This is a genomic window from Oscillochloris sp. ZM17-4 (genome assembly GCF_019599295.1).
Lineage (GTDB): Bacteria > Chloroflexota > Chloroflexia > Chloroflexales > Chloroflexaceae > Oscillochloris.
Window position 1 is genome coordinate 191,071 of record NZ_JAIEWN010000004.1, and the last position, 5,074, is coordinate 196,144.

Below are 5,074 nucleotides of genomic sequence, written 5' to 3' on the forward strand. Positions count from 1 at the left end.
GCATCAGCCCTGGGCGGATCCATCGTCGGCGCTGCCCCGCGCTTGCATTGTGCACATCATCCAAACCCTGCCCCCCCGTTTTTGTCTACTCTCACCGTAGCAAGGTGCGGGCTGGCGCGCTATGATCATCGGTAGCACCCAATCATCATAGACCAATATGCGCGCGTGTCTCGCTCTGAGGAAAGACCGGCATCGTGACGCGCCAAGCACACCCTGTGCTCGACCTTGCGATGGTGCAGCGAGTCGACACGACAAGTGACACACCCCCCCATACCACGAAGTCAGTGACCCCCACCCAGCCGCCATCCCCGGTGGCCGTGCGTTCTCCTGCTAAACCAACCGATAACGCATACCGGACGGCGCTGCCGGGCCGGGCATTTCACTATGATGCGTTCGCGATCCGCGCCGGCCACGCGCGCCGGTGCCGCGCATTGCATAGATCCCTTCGCCAGGACCACGTTCGTCTGTAAGAACAAGGAGACAGGCCCAATGACTATGGACGCCAAGGCCGTGCTCGATCTCATCAAAGAGAAGGGCATCCAGATTGTTGACACCCGCTTCACCGACCTGTTCGGCGGGTGGCAGCACTACTCACTCCCTGCGTCGCGCCTCACCGAGGATATGCTCACCGAGGGGCTCGGCTTCGACGGCTCCTCGATCAAGGGCTTCCAGGTGATCAACGAGAGCGACATGCTCATGATCCCCGACCCGTCGAGCGCCTTCATCGACCCGGCCCTCTCGGTGCCGACCCTGGTGCTGATCTGCGATATCATCGACCCGCTGGAGCGCAAGCCTTACTCGCGCGACCCGCGCACCGTCGCCAAGAAGGCCGAGGCCTACCTGAAGAGTACGGGCATCGCCGACACCTCGTACTTCGGCCCCGAGGCCGAGTTCTTCCTCTTCAGCGATGTGCGCTTCGACCAGAACGCCCACAGCGGCTACTACTTCGTCGATAGCCCCGAGGCGATCTGGAACACCGGCGCCAGCGTCGAGGGCGGCAACATGGGCTACCGCATCCGCCACAAGGAGGGCTACTTCCCCGTCCCGCCCACCGACACCCTCCAGGACATCCGCTCCGAGATGATCATCGAGATGGCGAATGTGGGCATCGACATCGAGCTGCACCACCACGAGGTCGCCACCGCCGGCCAGTGCGAGATCGACATGCGCTTCGACTCGCTGGTGGTGATGGCCGACAAGCTCCAGAAGTACAAGTATGTGGTGCGCAACGTGGCCCGCAAGCACGGCTATAGCGCCACCTTCATGCCTAAGCCGCTCTTTGGCGACAACGGCAGCGGCATGCACGTCCACCAGAGCCTCTGGAAGGACGGCCAGCCGCTCTTCTTCGACGAGAGCCAGTACGCCCTGCTCTCGAAGACGGCCCAGTACTATGTCGGCGGCATCCTCAAGCACGCCCCGGCCCTGCTGGCGATCTGCGCGCCGACCACCAACAGCTACCGGCGCCTGGTGCCCGGCTTCGAGGCCCCGATCAACCTGGTCTACTCGCAGCGCAACCGCTCTGCGGCCATCCGCATCCCGACCTACTCCTCCTCGCCGAAGTCGCGCCGCATCGAGTTCCGCGCCCCCGACGCGATGACCAACCCCTACCTGGCCTTCTCCGCCATGCTGATGGCCGGCCTCGACGGCATTCAGAACAAGATCGAGCCCCCGGCGCCGCTCGATGTCGATATCTACGAGCTCTCCCCCGAGGAGAAGGCCGATATCCGCGGCACCCCCGGCTCGCTGTCCGAGGCCCTCGATGCGCTTGAGGCCGATAACGAGTTCCTGCTCAAGGGCGGCGTCTTCACCGAGGACCTGCTCGCCTCCTTCATCGAGACCAAGCGTAAGGAGGCGGTCTCGATCGCCCTGCGCCCCCACCCCTACGAGTTCATCATGTACTACGACGCCTAGACAAGGGTGCCGCGTACAGCGTATAGGGTATAGGCAGAGCCCAGACGAGGGTACAGGGTACAGCGTATAGGGTACAGGCAGAGCCCATTACCACAAAGGGCCGCCGCGACACTGTCGCGGCGGCCCTTTGTGTGTCTATGTTTATGTCTATGATAAGGTTACAGGGTGCATGCCAAACACATCAGTTCTCGATGATCCTCGCCTATACCCTGTTCCCTGTCCGCTGTACCCTGTCGCGGCGGCCCTTTGTGGTTCTATGACAAGGCTATAAGGGGGCACAGGCCAAACATATCAACGCCTGATGGCCTTCGCCTATACCCTGTTCCCTGTCCGCTGTACCCTTGTATGCTACGGATGGGTGCGCGGCGGACGTGCCACGGAGCCGACGATCACAATCAGCGCCAGGAGCACAGTGGTGACACCACAGTAGATCGCCGCATTGTTAGTCGTCATCAGCCCGCGATACACCAGCGCGCCCAGGGACGGGATCATCCAGACCATCCAGCTACACACCACCATCGCGCGGCGATCATTGATCGTCAGCCGCGAGGAGTTCATCACCGCCAGCGCCGTTGCTGCCCAGCCCATCAGGCCAAAGAGAATGCTCTGCAGAGGGTAGAGAGTGGCCATGTCGAACCTCCAAACTGCTTCGTTGCAGGTAACTTGTACCCATCCTAGCAGATGGTTTGGATATTTTCAACAGTTTAGTGGCCTTGTTAATTGTGCTTTTTGTACAATATTGATGCACTGGCCGGCTTTGATCAGGGCGTGGGAACGCATGAACCTCCCACACAAACACTGGCTCTGCTCTGGCGCGGCGTAGCCGCGCTGCAGCAGAACCAGTGTTGAGGCAAAGCGACGGGGGCGGCTACCACGGTAGCCGCCCCCGCGAGTGATCGCCGAAGCGGATGCGAGCCTACTTGGCGGGCGCGCCCACCGCGCCACCGGCCGTCGGAGCAGATCCGTGAGCGCTCGGCTCGGGCATCGACAGGAAGTCGGGGTAGGCAACCGAGCCGTGCTCGCCCACATCCAGACCCTCCTCCTCCTCGGCCTTGCTGACGCGCAGGCCGACCGTCGCCTTGAGAGCGTAGAACATCGCGCCGGCCAGGACGGCCGTCCAGAGGCCAATCGCGACCACGCCGACGAACTGGGCGATCAGCAGGCTCATGCCGCCGCCGTAGAAGAGGCCGGTGGTGCCGGTGTTGCCAGCCTGTGAGGCGAAGAGGCCGACGGCCAGCGTGCCCCAGACACCGTTCACCAGGTGGACAGGCACCGCGCCGACCGGGTCGTCGATCTTCGCCTTGTCCATCACGTCGCAGGCGACAACCACCAGCGGCCCGGCGATGAGACCGATGACCACAGCGGCCAGCGGATCGACGTAGGCGCAGCCGGCGGTGATGGCGACCAGGCCGGCCAGCGTGCCGTTGAGGGTCATGCCCAGGTCAGGCTTGCCACCACGGACCCAGACAAAGAACATCGCGCCGAGGGCGCCGGCGGCGGCGGCCAGGTTCGTGTTCACCGCGACGAGGGCCACGGCGTTGGCATCGCCCTGCGAGGAGAGGGCCAGCTGCGAGCCGGGGTTGAAGCCGAACCAGCCGAGCCAGAGGATGAAGACGCCGAGGGCGGCCAGGGCCATGTTGTGGCCGGGGATGGTCTTCACCGTGCCGTCGGGGGCGTACTTGCCCAGCCGAGGCCCAAGGATCAGCGCGCCCATCAGGGCGGCCCAGCCGCCGACGCTGTGGACGACCGTGCTGCCGGCGAAGTCGGTGAAGCCCCAGTTGCCCTCAGTGCTGCCGCTGTAGTGGTTCAGCCAGCCGGCGCCGCTCCACACCCAGTGGACCACCACCGGGTAGATGAAGATCGAGATCACCGCGCTGTAGATCAGGTAGGAGGTGAACTTGGTGCGCTCAGCCATCGCGCCCGAGACGATCGTCGCCGCCGTGCCGGCGAAGACAACCTGGAAGAGCCAGCTGGCCAGAACCGGCGTGCCAGTGGCCGCCGCGTCATAGCCGAGGAAGAACTGGTCGATGCCGATAAAGCCGCCGGCCGAGGTGCCGTAGGCGAAGCCCCAGCCAACCATCCAGAACACGATGGACGCGATTGCGAAGTCCATCAGGTTCTTCATCAGGATGTTGACAGTGTTCTTCGAGCGGGTCATGCCCGCCTCAACCAGGGCGAATCCGGCCTGCATAAAGAAGACCAGGAACGCGCTGATCAGCAGCCACATCGTGTCGAGGGCGATGCCGATCTCCTCGTTCGAAGGTCCACCATCCTGTGCGAAGGCGGTGCCGCGTGAGGCGAACCAGAGGCCGAGGGCTCCGGCAAATACCAGCCCAGTCTTACGCCAAGTCAACTTCATGATAGTGTGTCTCCTTAACAACATTCACGACACGAGCGAGAAAGAATCTGCTAGCGCACGCTCCACATCAGATGTGGGCCTATCGAGTAATGGCGTTCGCCCTACCCATTGGCGGCGCTCTTGTCGCACATGCGACAGCCGATACCTCTTGCTCCTTCGCAGAGACAGCTCCATCGCTGGTGCATCCGGGATGTCCGGTGCGGTATATGTATTTGGAAAAGAAATATACGTGGTCGCCAGCAAGTCTACATGAAGAGGTGTGCCCTTAGGGGCGCTATCGATGGGAGCCCTGCCGAAAGATTGGCTATCTCTAGGCACCCACGAGGTCACATATCACAGCAATGGTGCGCCGGTTCCTACATCTGCAGCATCGCAGAAGAAACAGGTACACCTCGTATACACCCCTCTTTCTTGAAGCGCGCTTGGCTTCCTCATATTTCATTTAGGTGATGAGCGTTAATAAAATAGTAACAAATCTCTTGGGCTCAATCCATAGCGATCATGTCTAAAAAGGCGAAGCTCTCTTCTAGATCATTTGCCTAAACTGGCAATACCGCAGAGGTAACGCTATCACCCTGAGCGAAGCGAAGGGGGCCTGACCGGGATTCTTCGCTTCGCTCCTCAGAAGCTTGAACGCTACAGGTAGCGTTCAAGTTTCTCCCGGAGCCACTGGCCGCCGTCCATCAGATACTCAAAATGACAGGATATTCCACAGTCCCCCTTCGTTCCTGTGCTCGGGGTGCGGCGTAAACTCTTGCATGCGGGCGGGCGGCTGAAGCCGCGCCGGGGGGGGGCCTGGGGCCG

General features: G+C 62.1%; 3 protein-coding genes. 1 reads left to right on the top strand and 2 read right to left on the bottom strand.

Going from position 1 to position 5,074, the window contains the following annotated elements; all coding sequences use genetic code 11:
* Positions 1-489: 489 nt before the first annotated feature.
* Positions 490-1,911 carry a type I glutamate--ammonia ligase gene (glnA, locus tag K2Z83_RS05675; RefSeq protein WP_220594202.1) on the top strand — a complete coding sequence of 474 codons (1,422 nt, stop codon included), beginning with the start codon at positions 490-492 and terminating at the stop codon, positions 1,909-1,911.
* A 348-nt stretch (positions 1,912-2,259) separates the two neighbouring features.
* Here glnA and K2Z83_RS05680 read toward each other — a convergent pair whose 3' ends face one another.
* Positions 2,260-2,541 carry a hypothetical protein gene (locus K2Z83_RS05680; RefSeq protein WP_220594203.1) on the bottom strand — a complete coding sequence of 94 codons (282 nt, stop codon included), beginning with the start codon at positions 2,539-2,541 and terminating at the stop codon, positions 2,260-2,262.
* A 286-nt stretch (positions 2,542-2,827) separates the two neighbouring features.
* The gene (locus K2Z83_RS05685; RefSeq protein ID WP_220594204.1) at positions 2,828-4,270 is read right to left on the bottom strand and encodes an ammonium transporter; all 1,443 of its coding nucleotides are present in this window, start codon (positions 4,268-4,270) and stop codon (positions 2,828-2,830) included.
* Between the last annotated feature and the right edge of the window lie 804 nt (positions 4,271-5,074).

Excerpts from the sequence above, each read along its gene's own strand:
- glnA (WP_220594202.1), top strand. The coding sequence starts at position 490 with ATGACTATGGACGCCAAGGCCGTGCTCGATCTCATCAAAGAGAAGGGC.
- K2Z83_RS05680 (WP_220594203.1), bottom strand. The coding sequence starts at position 2,541 with ATGGCCACTCTCTACCCTCTGCAGAGCATTCTCTTTGGCCTGATGGGC.
- K2Z83_RS05685 (WP_220594204.1), bottom strand. The coding sequence starts at position 4,270 with ATGAAGTTGACTTGGCGTAAGACTGGGCTGGTATTTGCCGGAGCCCTC.